The organism is Sphingopyxis sp. A083 (genome assembly GCF_001468495.1).
GTDB lineage: Bacteria > Pseudomonadota > Alphaproteobacteria > Sphingomonadales > Sphingomonadaceae > Sphingopyxis > Sphingopyxis terrae.
Map to the genome: position 1 here is coordinate 75,823 of NZ_LNSK01000006.1, position 21,350 is coordinate 97,172.

Here is a 21,350-nt window from a genome sequence, read left to right on the forward strand (position 1 = left end):
AGACAGATGGCGAAATATGACAAGGCCGACCTGGAGCGCCGCATGCACGGCGCGGTCGAATCGCTGAAGCACGACCTTGCGGGGCTGCGCACCGGCCGCGCCAATTCGGCGCTGCTCGATCCGGTGACGGTCGAGGTCTACGGCAGCCATATGCCGCTCAACCAGGTCGCCTCGGTTAGCGCGCCCGAACCGCGCATGCTGGCGGTGCAGGTGTGGGACAAGTCGAACGTCGGCCCGGTGGACAAGGCGATCCGCTCGGCCGGGCTCGGCCTCAACCCGATCGTCGATGGTCAGCTTCTCCGCTTGCCGATCCCCGAAATGACGCAGGAACGCCGCAAGGAATTGTCGAAGCTTGCCGGGCAATATGCCGAAAAGGCGCGCGTCGCCGCTCGCAACGTCCGCCGCGACGGCATGGACAATCTGAAGCAGGACGAGGCGAAGAAGGAAATCAGCGAGGACGAGCGCAAGCGCGCCGAAACCGAAGTGCAGAAGCTGACCGACGCGACGATCGCCGAAATCGATGCGGCGGCGGCGGCGAAGGAAAAGGAAATTCTGGGCTAGTGCTCCTCCGCGCTACCCTCTCGGCCGTTCGGGCTGAGCCTGTCGAAGCCCCGTCCTTTTCTTGCCCAGCAAAGAACGGCCCTTCGACAGGCTCAGGGCGAACGGAGTCTTAGGCTTTTCCGGTGTCCGAAACGCATCACGGTGCCCGCCATGTCGCCATCATCATGGATGGCAACGGCCGCTGGGCCAAGAAGCGCCACCTGCCGCGCATCGCCGGTCATCGCGCGGGGGTCGAGGCGGTGCGCACGATCGTGCGTGCGGCCGGCGACCTGGGGATCGAGGCGCTGACCCTCTATGCCTTTTCGTCCGAAAACTGGAAGCGGCCCGAGGACGAGGTCAGCGATCTGATGGGCCTGCTCAAGCGGTTCATCGTCAGCGATATCGACGAATTTGCCGCCAATGATGTGCGGCTCAAGATCATCGGCGATTGGCGCGCGCTCGCGCCCGATGTCGTCGCACTGATCGAGGATGCGATCGCGCGCACCGCGCATAACCGGCGCACCACGCTGGCGGTCGCGCTCAATTATGGCGCGCAGGATGAACTGGTGCGGGCGGCAAAGGCCGCCGCGGCGGAAGGCGAGATCAGCGCCGAGACGATCGCGGCGCATCTCGACACCGCCGACATGCCGCCGCTCGACCTGTTGATCCGTACCTCCGGCGAAGTGCGGCTGTCGAATTTCCTGCTGTGGCAGGCGGCTTATGCCGAGCTTTATTTTACCGATCGGCTATGGCCCGATTTCAAACCCGCCGACCTCAAGGCGGCGCTCGATCATTTTGCGGCGCGCGAGCGCCGTTTCGGAGGATTATAAGGCATGGCGGGCGCAGCGAAGTCGGATCTGTGGGTGCGCATCGGGTCGGCGATCATCCTGTTCGCGATCGCCGGCACCGCTCTGTGGTTCGGCGGCATCGCCTTCGGCCTGCTGCTGCTCGTCGGCGGCGCGCTGCTGCTAGTCGAATGGTTCCAGCTCGTCCGCGCGATGGGGCTCGGCAGCGGCGGCAAGGCGGCCTTCTCGGCGCTCGGGTTGCTGCTCGTCATCGGGGCGATCGGCGGGCTCTGGTATATCCGGCAGAATCTGGGAATGACGGCGGCGCTGTGGGTGTTCGGCATGGTCTGGGCGACCGATATCGGCGCCTATTTTGCCGGACGCGCCTTTGGCGGCGCGCGGCTCGCGCCGACGATCAGCCCTTCGAAAACCTGGTCGGGGCTCGTCGGCGGCATGATCGCGGCGCTGATTGCCAGCGCGACGATCGGTGACCGCGGCCAGATTATCGGTGTCCCGCTGTGGATCGGCCTGTTCATGGGCCTCCTCGCGCAGCTCGGCGACCTTGGCGAAAGCTGGATGAAACGCCGCGCCGGGGTCAAGGATTCGGGCAAGCTGATTCCGGGGCATGGCGGCATTTTCGACCGCGTCGACGGCCTGCTGCCGGTCGCGCTCATTCTCGGTGCGCTCGCCGTCGCGGGCCAGATCGCGGTCCGGGCGGCCGGCTGACATGCGCCGCCTCTCGGTCTTTGGCGCAACGGGTTCGGTCGGGCAATCGGCCCTCGACCTCGTACGCCGCGACCGCGACGCGTGGCAGATCGTCGTGCTCAGCGCCAACAGCGACGTTGCCGAACTGGCGCGTCTGGCGCGCGAGTTCACCCCCGAAGTCGCCGTGATCGGCGATCCCGCGCGTCATGACGAACTCAAGACGGCGCTGGCGGACACGCATATCGGCGTGGCGGCGGGCGCCGACGCATTGGTCGACGCTGCGCGGTTGCCGGCCGATCTCGTACTCGCCGCGATTGTCGGGACCGCCGGGCTCGCGCCTACGATGGCGGCGATCGAAGCCGGGTGCGACGTGGCGCTCGCGAACAAGGAATCGCTGGTGTCGGCGGGCGAGTTGATGATCGCGGCGGCGCAGCGGTCCGGCGCGACGATCCTGCCGGTCGATTCCGAACATAATGCGATCTTTCAGTGCCTGGCGGGCGGGCGCCTTGATCAGGTGCGACGCATCATTCTGACCGCGAGCGGCGGCCCGTTCCGCACCATGTCGGCCGAGGCGATGGCGCGCGTCACCCCGGCGCAGGCGGTCGCGCATCCCAATTGGTCGATGGGCGCCAAGATCAGCGTCGATTCGGCGACGATGATGAACAAGGGCCTCGAACTGATCGAGGCGCATCATCTCTTTCCCGTCGGCCTCGACCGGATCGAAATCCTCGTTCACCCGCAATCGGTGATCCACAGCCTCGTCGAATATGTCGATTGTTCGACGCTGGCGCAGCTTGGATCGCCCGATATGCGCATTCCGATCGCGAGCGCGCTCGCTTGGCCGCAGCGTATGGCGACGCCGTGCGCGCCGCTCGATCTTGCCGCCATCGCGCGGCTCGATTTCGAAGCGCCCGACGAAGCACGCTTTCCGGCAACGGCGCTCTGCCGTGCCGCGATCGCCGAGGGCGGCGCGCGGCCGGCGCAGCTCAACGCCGCCAACGAGGTGGCGGTCGCCGCTTTCCTTGCGGGGCGGATATCCTTTCCGGCAATCATCGACACGGTAAAGCGCGTCCTCGACGCCGATGCGCCCGCCGTGCCGGGCGCGCTTCAGGACATATTCAGCGTCGACGCCGCATCCCGCGCGGCCGCGCAGCATTTTGTGGACCAACTCGAACATGCTTGAGTCGCCCGGTTTCCTGTTCACCATTCTTGCGTTTCTGGTCGTGCTCGGCCCGCTCGTGTTCGTGCACGAATATGGCCATTACATCGTCGGCCGCTGGTGCGGCGTAAAAGCCGACACCTTTTCGATCGGTTTCGGGCGCAAGATCCTCGGCTGGACCGACAAGCGCGGCACCGAATGGAAGATCGGCTGGCTGCCGCTTGGCGGCTATGTCCAGTTCGCGGGCGACCGCGATGCGGTGAGCCAGCCCGACGCCAACTGGCACAATATGCCCGCCGAAGAACGCTCGCACAGCTTTCCCGCGCAGCCGGTCTGGAAACGCGCGCTGATCGTCCTCGCCGGGCCGGTGACCAACTTCCTGTTCGCCATCGCGATCTTTGCCGCCTTCAACATGGCTTATGGCGTGCCGACGACGCCCCCCGTCGTTGGCGCGGTGGAGCCGGGCAGCGCGGCCGAAGCCGCCGGTCTGCGGGTCGGCGACCGGATCGTGGCGATCAACGGCGGCGCGATCGAGAAATTCGACGACATTCCGATGGCCGTGGCCTTCGACCTTGGCAAACCCGCCGAGCTTGCGATCCAGCGCGGCGGCGAACGCATCGATGTGCTGCTGCGGCCGCGCGTCATCACCGAAACCGATCGCTTCGGCAACAAGGGCGAACGCGCGGTGATCGGCATCCGATCGGGTGAGATTGCCTTGGAACCTGTCAATCCGCTCGCGGCCGTTCAGGCTGGCGCGGCCCAGACCTGGGGTATCGTGCGGTTGACCGGGGATATATTGGGGCAATTCCTCACCGGGCAGCGGTCGGTCAAGGAAATGGGCGGCCCGCTCAAGATCGCGAAACAATCGGGCGAGATGGCGACGCTGGGGCTTTCCAGCCTGATCTTCTTCGTCGCGTTCGTTTCCATCAATCTGGGGTTCATAAATCTGTTGCCATTGCCCATGCTCGATGGTGGCCATCTGCTTTTCTACGGCTATGAAGCAATTCGGCGGCGGCCGGCGCCGCCGCAGGCGCAGGAGTGGGCGTTCAGATTCGGTTTTGCGGTGATCGTGACGTTGATGCTGGTCGTGACTTTCAACGATTTGGGCTCAATTGGCGTTTGGGACAGGATCGCCCGCTTGATTGGATAGCCAGACTAAGGCAGGGAGAGCGCGCACTTGGGCCGGAGCGGGACCTGGGCGCAGGGATACGGATTTTTGCGGGATGAACGGTGTGGCTTCACAGAAATTTTCGGCACGGACGCGACTGACCGCGGTGCTTTTGACCGGGTCGATGCTGGCGTGGCCGGTTGCGGCGCTGGCGCAGGTCGCCCCGCCGCCGGTGACATCGACACTGCCCGTTCCGCCGACCGAGGCGGCACCGACCGCGGCGACGATCAAGACGATCACCGTCGTCGGCAACCAGCGGCTCGAGGCGCAGACGATCCTCTCCTATCTGCGCCTGCGCGTGGGGCAGCCCTATGACCGTTCGGTACTCGACCAGGCACTCAAGGATCTGGCGTCGACCGAATTGTTCAAGGATTATCAGATCAGCGACGACAATGGCGCGCTGACGATCCAGGTGACGGAAAACCCCGTCATCAACCGCGTCATCCTCGAAGGCAACAAGCGGCTGAAGGAAGACAAGATCCGGCCCGAGATCAAGCTTGCGCCGCGGCAGATTTTCACCCGCTCGAAGGTCCGCGCCGACGTCGCGCGTATCATCGAACTCTACAAGCGGCAGGGCCGCTTCGCCGCGACCGTCGATCCCAAGATGGTCCAGCTCGACCAGAACCGCGTCGATGTGGTGTTCGAGATCGACGAAGGGCCGAAGTCGAAGGTCCGCCAGATCAACATCATCGGCAACGAACAGTTCAGCGACGGCGAACTGCGCGGCGAAATGGCGACGAAGCAGGCCAGCCTCGGCAATATCCTGTCGTCGAACACGACCTACGATCCCGATCGTCTGGCCTATGATCAGCAGAAGCTGCGCCTCTTCTATCTCCAGCACGGCTATGCCGACTTCCGCGTGATTTCGGCGGTGGCGGAGCTGACCAGCAACAAGCAGGACTTCATCATCACCTATGTGGTGGAGGAGGGCGAGCGCTACAAATTCGGCGACATCGACGTGAAGAGCCAGCTGCGCGACTTCAAGCCGGAGACGCTGAAGCGCCTGCTGCCGATGAAGACGGGCGACTGGTACGACGCCAAGCTTGTGGAAGATACAGTGGAAAGCCTGAGCGAAACCGCCGGCCTCTTCGGCTATGCCTTCGCCGACATCAATCCCGAATTCCGCCGCGATCCCGAAACGCGGACGATGGCGATCACTTTCGACGTCGGCGAAAGCCCGCGCACCTATGTCGAGCGCATCGACGTCAACGGCAATACGCTGACGCATGACAAGGTGGTGCGCCGCGAGTTTCGCCTCAACGAAGGTGACGCCTTCAACAGCTTCGGGGTCAAGCGCACCGAGAACCGCCTGAACAGCCTTGGCTATTTCCAGGACAAGCTGGAGATCGAGCGCAAGGAAGGCTCGACCCCAGATCGCATCATCCTCGAAACCAATGTCGAAGAAAAGCCGACAGGCGAATTGTCGCTTTCCGCTGGTTTCTCGTCGATCGAGAATTTTCTGCTCCAGGCGTCGATCCGCCAGCGCAACTTCCGCGGTCTCGGCCAGCAGCTTCAGGCATCGGTCAATTATTCGAGCTATTCGAAGTCGGTAGAGCTTGGTTTCACCGAGCCTTATCTGTTCGACCGCAACATCTCGCTTGGCGGCAGCATCTATCGCCGCGACCTCAACTCGTTCAACTTCATCAACAACAACCGCCAGACGACCTTCCAGCAGATTACGACGGGTTTCCAAGTCAATATGGGCGTTCCGCTTACCGAATTCATGTCGGTGTTCGGTCGCTACAGCCTCAATCTCGACGATGTGACGCTCGACAAGAATCTCTATTATTTCGGGGGCAATTGCGACCCGCTGGTCGCCGGCCGCTATCTTTGCGACGCGATCGGCAAGCGCACGACGTCGCTCGTCGGCTACACCATCGCCTATGACGATCGCGACAACCGCCTGCGCCCGACGCGCGGTCAGTCCTTCACGCTGGGACAGGATTTTGCCGGCCTCGGCGGCAGTGTTCGGTATGTCCGGACGACCGCGACGGCGAGCAAGCATTTCAACCTCGGCAGCAAGTTCATCCTGAACATCTCGGCCGAAGGCGGCTATATCTATCCCCTTGGCGATGCTCCGTCGCCGACCAGCGACAAGGTGCGTTTGACCGACCGCTTTTTCCTTGGCGAACCGCAACTGCGCGGCTTCGACATCCGCGGCGTCGGCCCCCGCGTCGTGCGCTACGGCAATGTCGATCTGACCGATCCCATGAACCCGATCCTCGACACGTCGGACAATGCCCGCGTCGACGACGCCTTGGGCGGACGCGCCTATTACAAGGGGCGGTTTGAGGTCGATATTCCGCTCGGCAGCGGCGCCAAGGAGCTTGGCCTTCGCCCGTCGGTATTCCTCGACTTCGGGTCGGTCTGGGGCGTTAAGCGCCCGACGCTGACAACGCTGGCCGATTTCAGAGACCCGGCCGATGGTATCACCAAATATCTTTGCCGTAATGCCTCGACCGGCGCGACGACCTTTGCGAGTCAGACCGTCGTCACCGACACAACGACCGGTGTGGTGACGCCGACTGGGCAATATACCACTTGCGACGCCACCAACGGCTTCACGCCGCTCGCACCATTCGAGGAACGCTATCTGGGCGACAGCTGGAAACCGCGCGTCGCGATTGGCGCTGGCGTCAACTGGAACTCTCCGTTTGGTCCTTTCCGGATCGACTTCGCTTACGCCCTCCGCAAAGAAGAGGGTGACGATACGAAACGCTTCTCATTCAATGTAGGAACACAATTCTGATGAAGAAAATTATTGCCGCTTCGGCGCTCGCCATTGCCGCGCTTTCGGTTTCGCCGCTTCTGTCGGCTCCGGCCATTGCACAGGCAAAATCGGTCGCGCTCGCCGACGTTCGCGTTGCGGCCTCGCGTTCGAACGCCTTCACTGTCGCATCGCAGCAGATCCAGACGACCTACAAGGCACAGATCGACCAGCAGGAAACCCGCGGTCAGACGCTGCAGGCCGAACTGAACGTGCTGGTGGCGAAATATAATGAAGAAGCGAAGAAGGCGCCGCAGAATCAGGCTGCGCTCCAGGCCGCTGCCAAGGCCGTGCAGGACAAGCGCCAGTCGGCTTCCGCCGAGCTTAACAAGATCGGCGAACCCGTCGACCTCGCGATCGCCTATGTCGAGGATCAGATCAGCGTTCGCATGAACGAGGCGATCCGCGCCGCGATGACCGCCAAGAAGGTCGACCTGCTGCTGCAGCCCGACGCCGTGCTGGCGCGCGACCCGAGCACCGACATCACCGATGCGGTCGTTACCGAACTTAACCGCATTCTGCCGAACGTGTCGATCACGCCGCCGGCGGGTTACAAGCCCGGCCAGCTCGTGCAGCAGAAGAACCAGCAGGCGATGGACCAGGCACGCGCCGCCGCAGCTGCCCAGCCGGCCGCGTCGGGCGGCACGCCGCCGGTCACCCGCTAAGCGCGCATGACCGACAGCGATGACAAGACGATGGGTCCGGCGGATATCCGCCGGATCCTGAGTCTGCTTCCGCATCGTTACCCGATGCTACTCGTCGACCGCGTCGAATCGATGGTCCGCGACACCAGCATCCATGCGGTGAAGGCGGTCACGATCAACGAGCCCTTTTTCCAGGGTCATTTTCCCGGCCGGCCGATCATGCCCGGCGTCCTCATTATCGAGGCGCTGGCGCAGGCGGGCGGGGTGCTCGCGATTGAATCGCTGGGACTCGCAGGGTCGGGCAAGCTTGTCTATTTCATGGGGATCGACGGGGTTAAGTTCCGCAAACCCGTGGAGCCGGGCCATCTGCTCGACCTGCACGTCAAGATCCTGCAGGCCAAGCGGAACATCTGTAAGTTCGAAGGCCGGGCGATGCTGGGCGATCAACTGGCAACCGAATGCCAGTTCACCGCAATGATCGCCGATCCGCCGAGCGATTGAATGATACGCGCCCGCCCGGCCATGCGGCGGGTTGCAATTCCTTCCGTTCGTCGTTAGGGGCAGCCGCTTCGCGGCCCCCTGCGGGGATCGTACCGACTCACGCCGCTGGTCGGAAACCAGCGGCACAGGAGCTTAAGACATGAAAAAAGACATCCATCCGGCCTATCACATGATCACGGTCAAGATGACCGACGGCACCGAATATCAGACGCGCTCGACCTGGGGCAGCGAAGGTGACGTGATGACGCTCGAAATCGACCCCACCGCGCACCCGGCGTGGACCGGCGGCAACCAGCGCCTGCTCGATCAGGGCGGCCAGGTCGCCAAGTTCAACAAGCGCTTCGGTGGCCTTACCCTCAAGCGCTGATCGACGTCGCCCCCGCGAAGTCGGGGGCGAAGATCAGGTCAAGATTTTCGCGAGCGCGCTTTGCCAGCCGGCAAGGCGCGTTTTGCGTTGCGCGTCGTTCAACGCCGGGATGAAGCGTGTCGCACGCCCGCGCATCGTCCCCGCTGCGGTGGCGAGGTCGGGGTAGAGTCCTGCGCCGCAGGCCGCCAGCATCGCGGCGCCGAGGGCGGTGCTCTCGACAAATTCGGGTCGCTCGACGATCAAGGCGAGCATGTCGGCCAGATCCTGCGCCATCCAGTCGTTCGCCGCCATGCCGCCGTCGATCCGCAGATCGGCCCAATCGACGCCGTCGGCCGCGAAGGCGGCTTTCAGATCATGCGCCTGATAGGCCTGCGCTTCCAGCGCGGCGCGGGCGACATGCGCCTTGCCACTCGCGAAACTCAGCCCCGATATTGCAGCGAGCGCATCGGGTCGCCAGTGCGGTGCACCCAGTCCTGCAAGCGCGGGGACCAGATAGACACCGCCATTATCCGGAACCGAGCGGGCCAGCGCCTCGCTCTCACCTGCGTTCGCAAGCAGGCCGAGGCCGTCACGGAGCCACTTTATCAGGCTTCCCGCCACGAATACTGACCCTTCGAGCGCATAGCTGCGGCGCCCGTTTTCCTGAACCAATATCGTCGCGAGCAGCCGGTTGGCCGAATGCGGCCGTTCCGTGCCGCTCGCCGACAGGATGAAGGCGCCGGTGCCGAAGGTTGCCTTGGTCTGTCCCGGTTCCAGACAGGCCTGGCCGATCGTTGCCGCCTGTTGGTCGCCCGCCATCCCCGCAATCGGGATCGCGCCGCCGAACAGCTCCGGGTCGGTGGTGCCGACCGTGGCAGTGCAATCGACGATTTCGGGCAGCAGTCGCATGGGAACGCCGAACAGGTCGCACAGGCCGCCGTCCCAGCCCCCATCGCCGTCGATCGCCATCAACAGCGTGCGTGAGGCATTGGTCGCGTCGGTCACATGCGCGCCGCCGGTCAGGCGATAGACGAGATAGGATTCGATCGTCCCGACGGCGAGCCGATCGCCCGCCGGGGCCAACTGCGGCCAGTTGCGCAGCGCCCAGCCGATCTTGCTGCCGGAAAAGTAGGGATCGAGCAGCAGGCCGCTCTTGGCCTGCACCGCCGGTTCGTGCCCGGCCTCCTTGAGCTTCGCGCAATCGGCGGCGGTCCGCCGATCCTGCCACACGATTGCGGGGGCGAGCGGCCGGCCGGTCGTCCGGTCCCAGAACACGATCGTTTCGCGCTGGTTGGTGATGCCGATCGCGGCAATATTGGCCGCGCCGCCGGCCTTGTCGATCATCGTGCGCGTGCACGCGAGGGTCGCCTGCCATATTTCCTCGGCATCATGTTCGACGAGCCCGGGGCCCGGATAATGCTGGCGAAACTCGCGCTGCGCGCTGCCGAGCGGCGTGCCGCTCGCGTCGAAAAGCATGGCGCGGGTCGATGTCGTGCCTTCGTCGATGACGATAATCTTTTCCGGCATGGCGCTCCGGCTCTCCCCTTCATTCGGTCTTGCAGGAACAAGATCAGCACGAACCGGCGTGGGGGGCAATCCCGGCCCGAGCAATCATCTTGCAATTTCGCGTAATATTCGCCATATGCTTGTGCAGCGCAGCATGGCGGACTTCACCGCCGCAACCACCGGCAGCGTGATTTTCCCGCCCAAAGCAGGCGCGGGACGAGCCGGCACCGCGCTTTGTCCCTTGAGGCACCCTTTCACGCGGGTCGTTTCGAACCCGCGGCCGTGCGCCGTCCGTTCGATGCGAACGGGCGCTGTGCGCGTCGCCCATTGTGAGTATGTTATGACAAGTTTCAACGACTTTGGCCTGCACGCCGACATCAATCGCGCGCTTGCCGCCAAGGATTATACAACCCCGACCCCGATCCAGACGCAGGCGATCCCGCCGCTGATGAAGGGCCGCGATCTGTGTGGCATCGCGCAGACGGGTACTGGCAAGACGGCCGGTTTCTCGCTGCCGTCGATCCACCATCTGCTGACCTATCCGCATCGCGCCAATCCGCGCGGCTGCCGCATGCTGGTGCTGGCGCCGACGCGCGAGCTCGCGGCGCAGATTGCGCAGAGCTGCCGCGACTATGGTCGTTTCACCAAGCTGCGCGTTTCGACCGTGTTCGGCGGCGTGCCGATCAACAAGCAGATTCGTGACCTTGCGCAGGGCGTCGATATTCTCGTCGCCACCCCGGGCCGCCTGCTCGACCTGATCGATCAGCGCGCGCTGCGCATGGACGATGTCGAAATCTTCGTCCTCGATGAAGCCGACCAGATGATGGACATGGGCTTCATCCATTCGCTGCGCCGTGTTGCCAAGCTGCTGCCGTCGCGGCGCCAGAATCTCTTCTTCTCGGCGACGATGCCGAAGGAGATTGCGGGCCTTGCCGATCAGTTCCTGAACGATCCGGTCACCGTGTCGGTCGCGCCGCAGGCGACGACTGCTGAAAAGATTCGCCAGCGCGTGACCTTCGTCGAGCAGAAGGAAAAGCAGGCGCTTCTCCACCATGTGTTACGCACCGAGGACATCGACCGCGCCCTGATCTTTACGCGCACGAAGCACGGCGCCGATCGCGTCGTCCGCCATTTAAAGGGCGCGGGCATCGAGGCCTTTGCGATCCACGGCAACAAGAGCCAGGCGCAGCGCACGACCGCGCTGCAGGCGTTCCGTTCGGGTCAGGTCCGTTTGCTCGTCGCGACCGACATTGCGGCGCGCGGCATCGACGTGTCGGGGGTCAGCCATGTGATCAATTTCGAGATCCCGAACGTCCCCGAACAATATGTTCATCGCATCGGCCGCACCGCGCGCGCCGGGGCGGAGGGTGTTGCGATCAGCTTTGTCGCGCCTGACGAGCGCCCCTATCTGCGCGATATCGAACGCGTGACGCGGACCCAGGCCGAGCCGGCGAAGCTGCCCGACAATTTCGGCGAGATGGTTCGCAATCTGCCCAAGCCGGCACAGCCGCCGCGCGACACCGGCAGCAAGGGTCGTGACCCGCAGCGCCAGCGCGACGATGCGCAGCGCCGCAAGGGGCATGGCGAGGGCGGTTCGCGCGACGGCGGCCATCGCGGCCCGCGCCGCGAGGCAGCGGCCGGCGACGGCGCACAGCCGCAGCGCAAGCGTCGCTTTCGTCCGCGCGGCGGGGTCGGGGCGCACAAGGGATCGGTGAAGCGGGTCGGTTGACGCCCGCCCCCGGCACGCTAGGTTTGCGCGCGGGTCGAGGGGACGGACGATGATCGACGACGACGAATATGAACCGCTGCCGCCGCGGCGGCCGCTCTTCCGCCGCAAGCGGGTGCTCATCCCGCTGGCGGTGTTGCTCGTCATCGCCGCGATCTTCCTTGCGCTGCGCACGCCCGACACCGACCGCGATGCCATGATCGCCAAATATGGCGGCCCCGACGCGAGCTTCGCGGCGGGGCCGGCAGGGCAGCGAATCCATTATCGCGATCAGGGCAGGCGCGACGGCCGCGCCATCGTGCTGCTCCACGGGTCGAACAGCAGCCTCCAGACGTGGGAACCGCTCGTCAAAAGGCTCGGCGGCGATTACCGGATCGTGACGCTCGATCTGCCGGGGCATGGCCTGACCGGCGGCACGCCCGACAAGGATTACAGCGCTGCGGGGATGATTGCCGCGGTTGATGTGGTGGCGGCCAAGCTCGGCCTCGATCATTTCATCCTGGGCGGCAATTCGATGGGCGGCTGGGTCGCGTGGCGCTATGCGCTTGCCGAACCAGAGCGCGTCGATGCGCTCCTGTTGCTCGATGCGGCGGGCATGCCGCTGCGAAAAGGCGAAAAGGCGCCCGAATCAAATCTCGGCTTCCGGCTTCTCAAAAATCCGGTCGGACGCTGGCTCGCCGGACAGATCACGCCGCGCTCGCTGGTCGAAAAGTCGCTCCGTCAATCGGTCGCGAAAACCAGCATCGTCGATGATGCGATGGTTGACCGCTATTGGGAGTTGCTCCGCTTTCCGGGCAATCGCGAGGCGACGGCGCTGCGCGCCACGCTCGACCGCGAGCCCGCGATGGCCGACCGGATCGGCGAGATAAAGGTGCCGGTGCTCATCCTTTTCGGCAAGCAGGACCGGCTGATCAACCCGAGCGCCGCGCTAACCTTTCACGACCGGATTGCGGGATCGGAGGTCGTTCTGCTCGACGGCGTCGGCCATCTGCCGATGGAGGAAGCGCCCGACGCCACCGCGATGACGATCGCGGATTTCCTTACGCGGCGGCTTGCTCCGCCGTCGCCTCTGCCGGCTGCTCTAGAAAAGCGCTGATCCGCGCCGCCGTGTTCGCGGCGTGGGTGAAGGGGAAAAGGTGCGATCCCGGCACGACTTCCAGTATCGCGCCGTCGATCAGGTCGGCGATCGCCTGGCCGTGCGCCGCCGGCACGACGCCGTCGCGCCGCCCCATCAGGATCAGCGTCGGCATGTTCTTGAGCTGCGGCAGCATAGGCGCACTGGTCCAGCCGGCCATCGCCATCGCCTGATAGGCCAGGCCAAGCGGCGTGGCGGTGGGAAGCTTCAGTCCGCTCGCCAGCATGTCGTCGTCGAGCAGTGCGGCCCAGCCGATTCCCGGCGCCCCCACGCTCGGCGTCGTTGCCATCAGGATCATGCGCCGGATGCGCGCCGGAAATTGCACCGCGATCTGCTGCGCCAACGCACCGCCCCAGCTGAAGCCGGCAAGGTCGAGCTGCGGGTGACCGAAGCGTTCGGCAATCTCCATCACGATCGCGGCCATTGTCGGGGCGGTGTAGGGAAGGATTGCGTCGGGCGACCCGCCGACGCCGGGCATGTCGAGCGTCCACACCTCGCGGCCATGTATCTGCGCGAGCAGCGGTGCCGCGGCGGCGATGTCGGCGCCGATCCCGTTGAGGAACAGCAACGGCACCCCGGCGCTGCCTTTACGCCAGCGCGCCGTGCGAAGCGCGAGGCCATAAAGATGTTCGGTGCCGATGACCGGGCGGCCGCTGATCCTGCTCATGCCCATGGCTTTGGCATGTTTTGGACGTGGACGGAAGCGCCTCGCCAGTTTCCTGACCCTAGCCGGCGGGTGGCTCGGTGGCCCGCCTTTCGGCCTGTTCGTAGCGCAGGCAGTCGAAGATTTTGGCGCCAGCAAGAAATACCGAGCCGCTGCACGCGACGAGCAGCAACTGGCCGCCGTACCCCGGAAATTCATGGAGATAGGCTGTTCCGCGCGCCATGGCACCCGCCGCCAACGCATAGATGATCAGGCAGGCCTCGAACCTGGTCTTGATGATAAACAGCCGTCCGATTTTCTTCAGCATCGCCACCATCCGAAGCAAGGGATGTGCCAGTGGCGCAAATCGGGGATTCGCCGCCACCAGCTTATGGTAAACTGTAAGTTAATCCGACATGTTAGGGAAGGACGGCGGTAATTGCCCGTCTATGAAGCGGGTTTCGGGGGTAGGCACCGGGCGTGGCCATGCCGGAACGGGAATCCGGCTTGGCCTACGCGCCGATCAGATATTTGAAGCCGTTCAGCGCAACCACGCGGTCGTCCTCACAAACCGGTGCGGCGATCAGACGGACCCAGCGTGGTTTGCGCCGCGACGCTTCGATTGCGACATCAAGGGTGAAGCCGCGACGATGGGTAATCGCGTACGCGCGCAGTCTTTCCATCGCGGCGCGCGATTCCTCGCGATAGAGCGCGACGGCATCACTGCGCGCAACCTCGACGCCGCGCGGCAGGCCGAAGATGTCATAGACTGTGTCGGACCAGACAAGATGATCGTCGGCAAGGTCGCAGGTCCAACTGCCGACGCCGTGGCGCTCCATGACCGCAGCAGCGTCGTCGTCGTCCGTCGCTGGCGTGCGGCCCGGCGGACGGATCGATCGCCGGTCGACCCAGCCCAGATCGAAATGATGTCCCCGCTCGAAAAGCGGCCAACTGTGATGCAGCGGAAGAGGGTATTGATGACGCACGCGAATCCGATCCTTCGCCCCCAAGTCTAGGCGGCCCATATTAAGGAATTGCTGCGTCCGGTCATCAGGCGGGAGCGCGCGCGGTTCCATATTCGACCCAGCCGAAAGGGCGAGGGGTTTTGGGCATATAATGTGCCGCCTGCCGTTCCACCGCAAAGCCCGCGCCCGCATAGGCGTCGGCGATCGGCCGCGTCAGATGGCAATTGCCGCCGATGCGTTTCCAGACGGGCTCGATCCGCCGTTGCCAGCGCGCGACCCCGGCGTCGGGGGCGCGGCCATGTTCCAGAAACAAGGCGGTTCCGCCCGGTTTGAGCACGCGGCGGATTTCGGCCAGCACCGCCGCCTGATCGTGCACCGAACAGAGGGTGAAGGTGGTGACGACGGTGTCGAATCGGCCGCTCTCGAAGGGCATCGCTTCACCGACGCCGCCTTCGATCGTCGCCGCGATGCCGCGCGCCTGCGCCGCCGCGCGGCTCATCGCAAGCAGTTCGGGCGACGGATCGAGCCCGGTGAAGCGCGTCACCCGGTTCCAATCGTAAAATTCCATATTGATGCCGCCGCCGCAGCCAAGCTCCAGCACGTCGCCCGCCGCCGCCGGCACCACCTTGCTGCGCGCCTTCATGATCTGCCCCTGCGAGCAGGCGCATTTGATCAGCCGCGGCACTCCATGACGTTCCCACCAACTCGCCATTCCCGTCTCTCCCCTTGGCGTGCAGCCTGTCCCTTGCTAGCGCGATTGGCAACACCCATCTGAGCGTCCTCGCTCATAGCCGCCAACAACGAAAGACCGCCATGCCCGCCACGCACCACACCAAGATGCTGATCCTCGGTTCCGGCCCCGCGGGGCTTTCGGCCGCCATCTATGCGGCGCGCGCCGGGATGCAGCCGATCGTGGTGCAGGGGTTGCAGCCGGGCGGGCAGTTGACGATCACCACCGACGTCGAAAACTATCCCGGCTTTGCCGAAGTCATCCAGGGTCCGTGGCTGATGGAGCAGATGACGGCGCAGGCGACGCATGTCGGCGCCAGCATGATCTGGGACACCATCGTCGACGTCGATCTGTCGCAGCGGCCGTTCCGCCTGACCGGCGACGGCGGCGACGTCTATGTCGCCGAAACGCTGGTGATCGCGACCGGCGCGCAGGCGAAATGGCTGGGCGTTCCCGGCGAACAGGAATTGGGCGGCAAGGGCGTTTCGGCCTGCGCGACCTGCGACGGATTTTTCTATCGCGGCAAAAAGGTGGTGGTGATCGGCGGCGGCAATACCGCGGTCGAAGAGGCACTGTATCTGACCAATCATAGCGACGACGTGACGCTGATCCACCGTCGCGACACCCTGCGCGCCGAAAAGATCCTGCAGGACCGGTTGCACGCCAATCCGAAGATCAAGGTGCTCTGGAACAAGAAGGTCGATCGCTTCGTCGCGGGCGAAGGGACGGCGGGACTGGTTGGAGTCGACCTGATCGACACGGTGACGGGCGAAGCGAGCCACGAGCGCACCGACGGTGGCTTCGTCGCCATCGGCCACAGCCCCTCGACCGAATTGTTCAAAGGCAAGCTGCCGCTCGACGCCGACGGCTATCTTGCGGTGACGCCGGGCACGTCGCTGACCGCGGTGCCGGGCGTGTTCGCGGCGGGTGACGTGACCGACAAGGTGTATCGCCAGGCGATCACCGCGGCGGGTATGGGCTGCATGGCCGCACTCGACGCCGAACGCTTCCTTGCGGAAGCGGAGTATCATGCGATGGTTGATGCTTGAACGCTGAGGGCGGACAGCGACCGATTGTGGAGGTTGGCCGACTTTTCTTCCATCGTCATCCCGGCGCAGGCTCCCACCCCAAAGCCGGTCTCCCGAAATAGCCCGCGCACGAAAAAGGCCCCGGAACCGATGTGGTTCCGGGGCCTTTTTGTTTCGTGCGAGCCGAAGATGCGTTAAGCGTCTTCGTCCTCGTCAGCGGCCGGCGCTTCCGCGGCCGGAGCGTCCGACGGCGGGGTGGCGTCGTCGAATTCGTCTTCGCTGTCGGGTTCGAGAGCAACCGCAGCCGCCGCAGCCTGTTCTTCTTCGAACATGGCGGCAATGACGTCGATGCCCTGCTTCTGCATTTCGGCTTCGTCCGGCGAGCGGGCGACGTTGACGCCCACGGTGACCGCGACTTCGGGATGCAGCTTCACCTTGACGTCGAACAGGCCGAGCGACTTGATCGGACGTTCGAGTTCGAACATCGCCTTGGTCAGGTTCGTCGCACCGTCTTCGATCAGCGCGTCGAGGATGTCGCGCACCGAAACCGAACCGTAAAGCTGGCCAGTGTTCGACGCCTGACGGATCAGGACGACCTGCTTGCCGTCGATGTCCTTCGCGCGGCCTTCTGCCGCGGCGCGGCGGTCGGCGTTGTCCGATTCGATCTTCGCGCGATTGGCTTCGAAGAGCTTCTTGTTGGCTTCGTTCGCGCGCAGGGCCTTGTTGTTGGGCAGCAGATAGTTGCGGGCAAAGCCGTTCTTGACGGTGACGACGTCGCCGATACCGCCCAGTTTCTCGATGCGTTCGAGCAGGATGATTTCCATCGGTCCGCGCTCCTTACTTCACAATGTAGGGGAGCAGGCCGATGTGACGGGCGCGCTTGATCGCCTTCGCCAGCTCGCGCTGCTTCTTGGTGGACACCGCGGTGATCCGCGACGGGACGATCTTGCCGCGCTCCGACAGGTAACCCTGGAGCAGGCGGACGTCCTTGTAATCGATGACCGGTGCGTCCTTCGCGCTGAAGGGGCAGGTCTTGCGGCGACGGAAAAAGGGTCGTGCCATGGTCGTTATCCTTATTCTTCGCCGTCGCGGTCACGGCCACGGCCGCCCCGACGTTCCTGCTTGCGCATCATTACCGACGGACCCTTTTCGAGTTCGTCGACCTTGATGGTCATCCAGCGGATGATGTCTTCGTTGATTGCCGCCTGGCGTTCGATTTCGGCGACGGCTTCGCCCGGCGCTTCGACCGACAGCATCGCGTAATGACCCTTGCGGTTCTTCGCGATCTTGTAGGCGAGCTGCTTCAGGCCCCAGGTTTCGGTCTTGTGGACCTGACCCTTAAATTCGGTCACGATGTTCGTGATACCTTCGGCGAGCGCATCGACCTGAGCCTGGCTCAGATCCTGACGCGCGATAAAAACATGCTCGTAAAACGGCATGGTTTGCGTCCTTCGATTTGGCCGATCGCTGATTCCGCGCCAATCGCGAAACCCCTCCGGCTGTCGTCCGGCTTTGCGTATTGGTGCAAAGCAAACGGGGCGATGGCAACGTGGCCTCGCCCCGAATGAGCGCGCCTATACAGATTCGCGGGGATTAATCAAGCGCGCGATGCAAGCTTTTCCAGCAATTCCCGCCCGAATTCGGTAAGCGTATCGTCGCGCGCGCCGAGGATCAGGATGCGATCGCCGGGCGCCGATTCCTGAACCATTGTCGTACCGCAATCGGCGCGCACCGGCACATGGACGGCGTCGCCGCCGCCCGCGACGATGTCGGCGACGAGCGTTTCGCTCCCCATGCTGCGATCGACGGTGCCGCCGAAATAGACGGGATCGCAGACGAAGAGCCGGTCGCCGGGACGCATGCCGCGCGCAAAGCTGGCGGCAAGCTCGCGCCCCATCTGGCGGAGCGGGCCATAGCCGTGCGGCTGGAAGAAGAGCAAGGCGCGGCCGGGAAGTTCGGCGACGGCGGCGAGCGTCGCGGCGACCTTGTCGGGATTATGCGCGAAATCGTCGATCACGGTGACGCCGTTCGCCTGGCCGAGCACCTCGTACCGGCGCGCGAGCCCGGCGAAGTCGGCGAGCGCCTCGACCGAGCGCGCGACCGGAATGTTGAGCGCGCGCGCGGCGGCGATTGCGGCGAGCGCATTGGCGGCATTGTGTCGGCCGGGCATCCGCAGCACCGCCGCGTGGGTGTCGCCGGCGAAATGGACCTTGAAGCGGCACCCGTCGGGAAGTGCCTCGAAGTCGCTGCCGCGCATCGCGGCGCTCTCCGAAAATCCGAAGCGCAGGACGTTTCCTCCCGCCAGCAGCGGCGCCGATTCGGGATCGTCGGCATTGACCACGGCAACGCGCGCCTTGGCCGCGAAATCGCCGAACAGGCGGTGCAGTTCGGCAAGGCTCTTGTGGTCGAGGCTGATGTTGGTGACGACCGCAACGTCGGGCTGGTAGAGGGCGATCGACCCGTCGCTTTCGTCGACTTCGCTGACATAAGTTGCCGGATCGCCGACGAGTGCGCTGGCGAAGGGGGTTTGATCGTCCGCGAAATTGCGCATTACCGCGCCGTTCATCACGGTGGGATTGGCGCCCGCGCGATCGAGGATCCAGCCGATCATGCCGGTGACGGTCGACTTGCCGCTCGTCCCGCCGACGCCGACCGCGCGGCCCGCTTCGTTGAACATGGCCGCGTTGAGTTCGGCGCGCGTCAGGCGCGGCAGGCCGAGCCGGTTTGCCGCTGCGACGTCGGGCACGCTGTCCTCGACCGCCGCCGAAGCGACGAGCGTCTGCCCGGCGGCAACGCCGCTGCCATCCTGCGGGAACAGCGCAATGCCGCGGCTTTCGATCCAGTGAAACTTGTCGGCGCTGCGACCCTGATCGCGGCTGCGATCGGACCCTGCGACCGCCGCGCCGCGCGCCGCGACAATCATCGCGAGCGGCAGCATCCCCGATCCGCCGATGCCGCAGAAGAAATAGGATTTGTTTTCGGCCATGCCGGCGCGATATGGCGTTGGCGAAGGGTTTGCAACTGGCGCAAGGCCGAGGGGCATCTCGACTTCGCTCGATGCGAACGGATCGTTGGGTTATTTCAAGTCATGCGCATAGGCATCATTGCCCCCTCCACCCCCATTCTTCCCGACGATGCGGAAGCGGTGCGGGCCATTGCGGCGCTGGGCTATCCCGAGGTCGAACTGGTGTTCGATCCGCAATGCTTTGTCGTTCACGGGCATTTTGCGGGCGCCGATGCGGTGCGGCGCGAAGCGCTGGTGGCGATGGCCAACCGCCCCGACATCGACGCGATCTGGTTCGCGCGCGGCGGCTATGGTGCCTGCCGCATCGCCGAGGATGCCGTCGCCGCCATGGGCGAGGCTGCGCGCCACAAGGCCTATCTCGGCTATTCGGATCAGGGCAATCTGCTCGGCTGCCTGTACCGCGAGGGCTTCGATCATGTCGCGCACGGCCCGATGGTCGCCGACATCCGGCGCGAAGGCGGTGAAGCGGCGGTGACGCGGGCGCTCGACTGGCTCGTCGCGCGCGATCCGGCGGCCTGCGAGCCCGGCCTGCGGCACGGCGCGCGCCATGCCGCGTTCAACCTGATGACGCTGTCGATGCTTCTCGGCACGCCGCTCGAGCCCGATCTGTCGGGGCATCTGCTGATCGTCGAAGAAGTAAGCGAATATCTCTACGCCTTCGACCGCGCCTTTTTCCATGTCGCGACCTGTCTGGCGCCGCGCGGGCTGGCGGGGGTGCGGCTGGGACGGGTTAGTGACATTCCCGAAAACGACCGGCCGTTCGGAATGGAGGCCGAGGAAATCGCGCAGGACTGGTGCGCGCGGACCGGCATCACCTGGCTTGGCCGCGCCGACATCGGCCATGACGTGGCCAACAAGGTCGTGCCCTTCGGCTTGCATCGGGCGGGGTGAGCGAATAGGCGCGGCACTTTCCGTCGCCCCCGCGAAGGCGAGGGCCGTCGTCGGCCTGGTCCGACGGCAAGGTGTAAAACGACAGCGGCCCCCCGTCTTAGCGGGGCCGACGATAAGGGGCTAGGTCATGCGCGCATTCATCTTTCCGGGTCAGGGCAGCCAGGCCGTGGGCATGGGCAAGACGCTCGCCGAGGCGTCGGCGCATGCGCGCGAGGTGTTTCAGGAGGTCGACGAGGCGCTCGGCCAGCATCTTTTCAAGCTGATGAGCGAAGGGCCGGAAGATCAGCTCACGCTGACCGAAAACGCCCAGCCCGCGATCATGGCGAATGCGATCGCCACGCTGCGCGTACTCGAACGGGACGGCGGCGTGACGCTGGCGGGCAAGGCGGCCTATGTGGCGGGCCACAGCCTCGGCGAATATAGCGCGCTGTGCGCCGCCGGTGCCTTTAACCTCGCGACCACAGCCCGGCTTTTGAAGACGCGCGGGCAGGCGATGCAGGCGGCGGTTCCGGTCGGGGTCGGCGCGATGGCAGCGTTGCTCGGCGCCGACATCGACACCGCGCAGAAGCTCGCCGACGCCGCGGCCGAGGGCGAGGTCTGCACGGTTGCCAACGACAATGACCCGTCGCAGGTCGTCATCTCGGGCCACAAGGGCGCAGTCGAGCGCGCCGTGGCGATGGTAAAGGATTATGGCATCAAGCGCGGCGTATTGCTGCCGGTGTCCGCACCCTTCCACTGCCCGTTGATGCAGCCCGCCGCCGATGCGATGGCCGAGGCGCTAGGAGCCAACCCGCCGACGGCGCCGCTCGTGCCGGTGATCGCGAACGTCACCGCCAGTCCGGTGAGTGATGCCGATACCATCAGCAACCTGCTCGTCGAACAGGTGACGGGCCGTGTCCGCTGGCGCGAAAGCGTCGGCGCCATGGAAGCAATCGGCGTGACACAGTTCGTCGAATTCGGCGGCAAGGTGCTCGGCCCGATGGTCAAGCGCAGCGCATCGGGTGATGTGGAGACGGTGAGCGTGATATCGATGGACGACATCGAGGCATTGCTCAAGACGCTCTGAAAACGGATTCCAGGAGAAAA

23 protein-coding genes are annotated in these 21,350 nt (G+C 64.9%); 14 read left to right on the forward strand and 9 right to left on the reverse strand.

Features of this window, described 5'->3' with window-relative positions; translation table 11 throughout:
• Positions 1-6 precede the first annotated feature (6 nt).
• From frr to rpmE, 9 genes are all read left to right on the forward strand, one after another.
• The gene (gene frr, locus ATE59_RS12145; RefSeq protein WP_003040152.1) at positions 7-561 is read left to right on the forward strand and encodes a ribosome recycling factor; all 555 of its coding nucleotides are present in this window, start codon (positions 7-9) and stop codon (positions 559-561) included.
• Positions 562-683: 122 nt separating this feature from the next.
• The gene (gene uppS / locus ATE59_RS12150; protein WP_003040149.1) at positions 684-1,370 is read left to right on the forward strand and encodes a polyprenyl diphosphate synthase; all 687 of its coding nucleotides are present in this window, start codon (positions 684-686) and stop codon (positions 1,368-1,370) included.
• A 3-nt stretch (positions 1,371-1,373) separates the two neighbouring features.
• Positions 1,374-2,051, forward strand: coding sequence for a phosphatidate cytidylyltransferase (locus ATE59_RS12155; RefSeq protein ID WP_003040145.1), 678 nt, complete (start codon positions 1,374-1,376; stop codon positions 2,049-2,051).
• A gap of 1 nt (position 2,052) precedes the next feature.
• On the forward strand, positions 2,053-3,213 hold the full coding sequence (locus tag ATE59_RS12160) for a 1-deoxy-D-xylulose-5-phosphate reductoisomerase (protein ID WP_058812615.1): 1,161 nt from the start codon (positions 2,053-2,055) through the stop codon (positions 3,211-3,213).
• The gene (gene rseP, locus ATE59_RS12165) at positions 3,206-4,339 is read left to right on the forward strand and encodes an RIP metalloprotease RseP (RefSeq protein ID WP_058812616.1); all 1,134 of its coding nucleotides are present in this window, start codon (positions 3,206-3,208) and stop codon (positions 4,337-4,339) included. The genes ATE59_RS12160 and rseP overlap by 8 nt, the downstream gene beginning before the upstream one ends.
• 73 nt (positions 4,340-4,412) lie before the next feature.
• Positions 4,413-7,106: an outer membrane protein assembly factor BamA gene (gene bamA, locus ATE59_RS12170; RefSeq protein WP_003040136.1), complete on the forward strand. Its 2,694-nt coding sequence runs from the start codon at positions 4,413-4,415 to the stop codon at positions 7,104-7,106.
• On the forward strand, positions 7,106-7,789 hold the full coding sequence (locus ATE59_RS12175) for an OmpH family outer membrane protein (RefSeq protein ID WP_058812617.1): 684 nt from the start codon (positions 7,106-7,108) through the stop codon (positions 7,787-7,789). The genes bamA and ATE59_RS12175 overlap by 1 nt, the downstream gene beginning before the upstream one ends.
• A 6-nt stretch (positions 7,790-7,795) precedes the next feature.
• The gene (fabZ, locus tag ATE59_RS12180) at positions 7,796-8,269 is read left to right on the forward strand and encodes a 3-hydroxyacyl-ACP dehydratase FabZ (RefSeq protein ID WP_058812618.1); all 474 of its coding nucleotides are present in this window, start codon (positions 7,796-7,798) and stop codon (positions 8,267-8,269) included.
• A gap of 139 nt (positions 8,270-8,408) precedes the next feature.
• On the forward strand, positions 8,409-8,636 hold the full coding sequence (gene rpmE, locus ATE59_RS12185) for a 50S ribosomal protein L31 (protein WP_003040127.1): 228 nt from the start codon (positions 8,409-8,411) through the stop codon (positions 8,634-8,636).
• 33 nt (positions 8,637-8,669) lie between these two features.
• On the opposite strand, the gene ATE59_RS12190 is transcribed toward rpmE, so the two are convergent.
• Positions 8,670-10,142 carry a glycerol kinase gene (locus tag ATE59_RS12190; RefSeq protein WP_058812619.1) on the reverse strand — a complete coding sequence of 491 codons (1,473 nt, stop codon included), beginning with the start codon at positions 10,140-10,142 and terminating at the stop codon, positions 8,670-8,672.
• A gap of 319 nt (positions 10,143-10,461) precedes the next feature.
• Here ATE59_RS12190 and ATE59_RS12195 point away from each other — a divergent pair, with 319 nt between their 5' ends.
• Both ATE59_RS12195 and ATE59_RS12200 read left to right on the forward strand, forming a co-directional pair.
• Entirely contained in the window at positions 10,462-11,850 is a 1,389-nt protein-coding gene (locus tag ATE59_RS12195) for a DEAD/DEAH box helicase (protein ID WP_058812620.1), read from the forward strand.
• A gap of 49 nt (positions 11,851-11,899) precedes the next feature.
• Entirely contained in the window at positions 11,900-12,943 is a 1,044-nt protein-coding gene (locus ATE59_RS12200; protein WP_058812621.1) for an alpha/beta fold hydrolase, read from the forward strand.
• Here ATE59_RS12200 and ATE59_RS12205 read toward each other — a convergent pair.
• The 4 genes from ATE59_RS12205 to ATE59_RS12220 all read right to left on the reverse strand — a co-directional run bounded on the left by ATE59_RS12205 (position 12,888) and on the right by ATE59_RS12220 (position 15,302).
• The gene (locus ATE59_RS12205; protein WP_231737327.1) at positions 12,888-13,649 is read right to left on the reverse strand and encodes an alpha/beta fold hydrolase; all 762 of its coding nucleotides are present in this window, start codon (positions 13,647-13,649) and stop codon (positions 12,888-12,890) included. The genes ATE59_RS12200 and ATE59_RS12205 overlap by 56 nt on opposite strands.
• 58 nt (positions 13,650-13,707) lie before the next feature.
• Positions 13,708-13,953, reverse strand: a complete 246-nt coding sequence (locus tag ATE59_RS12210) for a hypothetical protein (protein WP_040589328.1) — start codon at positions 13,951-13,953, stop codon at positions 13,708-13,710.
• Positions 13,954-14,137: 184 nt separating this feature from the next.
• Positions 14,138-14,611 carry a hypothetical protein gene (locus tag ATE59_RS12215; protein WP_003040108.1) on the reverse strand — a complete coding sequence of 158 codons (474 nt, stop codon included), beginning with the start codon at positions 14,609-14,611 and terminating at the stop codon, positions 14,138-14,140.
• A gap of 64 nt (positions 14,612-14,675) precedes the next feature.
• Positions 14,676-15,302, reverse strand: coding sequence for a class I SAM-dependent methyltransferase (locus tag ATE59_RS12220; protein ID WP_058812623.1), 627 nt, complete (start codon positions 15,300-15,302; stop codon positions 14,676-14,678).
• 101 nt (positions 15,303-15,403) lie between these two features.
• Between ATE59_RS12220 and trxB the strand changes: the two genes are divergently transcribed.
• Positions 15,404-16,369, forward strand: coding sequence for a thioredoxin-disulfide reductase (gene trxB / locus ATE59_RS12225; RefSeq protein ID WP_058812624.1), 966 nt, complete (start codon positions 15,404-15,406; stop codon positions 16,367-16,369).
• 173 nt (positions 16,370-16,542) lie between these two features.
• On the opposite strand, the gene rplI is transcribed toward trxB, so the two are convergent.
• The 4 genes from rplI to ATE59_RS12245 form a co-directional block, all read right to left on the reverse strand.
• Positions 16,543-17,172, reverse strand: a complete 630-nt coding sequence (rplI, locus tag ATE59_RS12230; RefSeq protein ID WP_058812625.1) for a 50S ribosomal protein L9 — start codon at positions 17,170-17,172, stop codon at positions 16,543-16,545.
• Positions 17,173-17,185: 13 nt separating this feature from the next.
• Positions 17,186-17,410 carry a 30S ribosomal protein S18 gene (gene rpsR / locus ATE59_RS12235; protein WP_003040094.1) on the reverse strand — a complete coding sequence of 75 codons (225 nt, stop codon included), beginning with the start codon at positions 17,408-17,410 and terminating at the stop codon, positions 17,186-17,188.
• A gap of 11 nt (positions 17,411-17,421) precedes the next feature.
• Positions 17,422-17,787 carry a 30S ribosomal protein S6 gene (gene rpsF / locus ATE59_RS12240; RefSeq protein WP_003040085.1) on the reverse strand — a complete coding sequence of 122 codons (366 nt, stop codon included), beginning with the start codon at positions 17,785-17,787 and terminating at the stop codon, positions 17,422-17,424.
• Between the two features lie 158 nt (positions 17,788-17,945).
• A complete protein-coding gene (locus tag ATE59_RS12245; RefSeq protein ID WP_058812626.1) occupies positions 17,946-19,334 on the reverse strand; it encodes a Mur ligase family protein in 1,389 nt (462 codons plus the stop codon).
• Positions 19,335-19,436: 102 nt separating this feature from the next.
• Here ATE59_RS12245 and ATE59_RS12250 point away from each other — a divergent pair, with 102 nt between their 5' ends.
• Both ATE59_RS12250 and fabD read left to right on the forward strand, forming a co-directional pair.
• On the forward strand, positions 19,437-20,264 hold the full coding sequence (locus ATE59_RS12250; protein ID WP_058812627.1) for an LD-carboxypeptidase: 828 nt from the start codon (positions 19,437-19,439) through the stop codon (positions 20,262-20,264).
• 127 nt (positions 20,265-20,391) lie between these two features.
• A complete protein-coding gene (fabD, locus tag ATE59_RS12255) occupies positions 20,392-21,330 on the forward strand; it encodes an ACP S-malonyltransferase (RefSeq protein WP_058812628.1) in 939 nt (312 codons plus the stop codon).
• Positions 21,331-21,350: the final 20 nt, after the last annotated feature.

Coding starts and splice junctions, on each gene's coding strand:
- frr (WP_003040152.1), top strand. CDS start 7: ATGGCGAAATATGACAAGGCCGACCTGGAGCGCCGCATGCACGGCGCG.
- ATE59_RS12155 (WP_003040145.1), top strand. CDS start 1,374: ATGGCGGGCGCAGCGAAGTCGGATCTGTGGGTGCGCATCGGGTCGGCG.
- ATE59_RS12160 (WP_058812615.1), top strand. CDS start 2,053: ATGCGCCGCCTCTCGGTCTTTGGCGCAACGGGTTCGGTCGGGCAATCG.
- rseP (WP_058812616.1), top strand. CDS start 3,206: ATGCTTGAGTCGCCCGGTTTCCTGTTCACCATTCTTGCGTTTCTGGTC.
- bamA (WP_003040136.1), top strand. CDS start 4,413: ATGAACGGTGTGGCTTCACAGAAATTTTCGGCACGGACGCGACTGACC.
- ATE59_RS12175 (WP_058812617.1), top strand. CDS start 7,106: ATGAAGAAAATTATTGCCGCTTCGGCGCTCGCCATTGCCGCGCTTTCG.
- fabZ (WP_058812618.1), top strand. CDS start 7,796: ATGACCGACAGCGATGACAAGACGATGGGTCCGGCGGATATCCGCCGG.
- rpmE (WP_003040127.1), top strand. CDS start 8,409: ATGAAAAAAGACATCCATCCGGCCTATCACATGATCACGGTCAAGATG.
- ATE59_RS12190 (WP_058812619.1), bottom strand. CDS start 10,142: ATGCCGGAAAAGATTATCGTCATCGACGAAGGCACGACATCGACCCGC.
- ATE59_RS12195 (WP_058812620.1), top strand. CDS start 10,462: ATGACAAGTTTCAACGACTTTGGCCTGCACGCCGACATCAATCGCGCG.
- ATE59_RS12200 (WP_058812621.1), top strand. CDS start 11,900: ATGATCGACGACGACGAATATGAACCGCTGCCGCCGCGGCGGCCGCTC.
- ATE59_RS12205 (WP_231737327.1), bottom strand. CDS start 13,649: ATGAGCAGGATCAGCGGCCGCCCGGTCATCGGCACCGAACATCTTTAT.
- ATE59_RS12210 (WP_040589328.1), bottom strand. CDS start 13,953: ATGCTGAAGAAAATCGGACGGCTGTTTATCATCAAGACCAGGTTCGAG.
- ATE59_RS12220 (WP_058812623.1), bottom strand. CDS start 15,302: ATGGCGAGTTGGTGGGAACGTCATGGAGTGCCGCGGCTGATCAAATGC.
- trxB (WP_058812624.1), top strand. CDS start 15,404: ATGCCCGCCACGCACCACACCAAGATGCTGATCCTCGGTTCCGGCCCC.
- rplI (WP_058812625.1), bottom strand. CDS start 17,172: ATGGAAATCATCCTGCTCGAACGCATCGAGAAACTGGGCGGTATCGGC.
- rpsR (WP_003040094.1), bottom strand. CDS start 17,410: ATGGCACGACCCTTTTTCCGTCGCCGCAAGACCTGCCCCTTCAGCGCG.
- rpsF (WP_003040085.1), bottom strand. CDS start 17,787: ATGCCGTTTTACGAGCATGTTTTTATCGCGCGTCAGGATCTGAGCCAG.
- ATE59_RS12245 (WP_058812626.1), bottom strand. CDS start 19,334: ATGGCCGAAAACAAATCCTATTTCTTCTGCGGCATCGGCGGATCGGGG.
- ATE59_RS12250 (WP_058812627.1), top strand. CDS start 19,437: ATGCGCATAGGCATCATTGCCCCCTCCACCCCCATTCTTCCCGACGAT.
- fabD (WP_058812628.1), top strand. CDS start 20,392: ATGCGCGCATTCATCTTTCCGGGTCAGGGCAGCCAGGCCGTGGGCATG.